The 235-nt window shown below is 60.4% G+C and carries 1 protein-coding gene; it reads left to right on the top strand.

The genetic code is table 11. The annotated features are described in order from the left end of the window. Positions 1-235: hypothetical protein (locus ACTEK7_RS36705; RefSeq protein ID WP_474810827.1), on the top strand; the 235-nt coding region annotated here is incomplete at both ends.

Here is a 235-nt window from a genome sequence, read left to right as displayed (position 1 = left end):
CGACCAGCGTGTTCCGGTCCGGCGGCAACTATTATCTGAACAACATCTCGACCGGCACCGGCCCAACGCTGAAATACCAAGGCAATGTGGTGGACACGGCCAATTACACGACGTGGTCCGTCATTGCTGCCGAGCAGGTGTCCGGTGGCGGCTACGACGTGGTCTGGAAGAACTCGGCCAACGGGCACTACTCGGTCTGGAGCACCGACAGCACCGGCAATTTCGTGACGACGCT

This window comes from Bradyrhizobium sp. JHI2711 (genome assembly GCF_056156565.1).
This window is presented reverse-complemented; position numbering and strand designations above follow the sequence as displayed.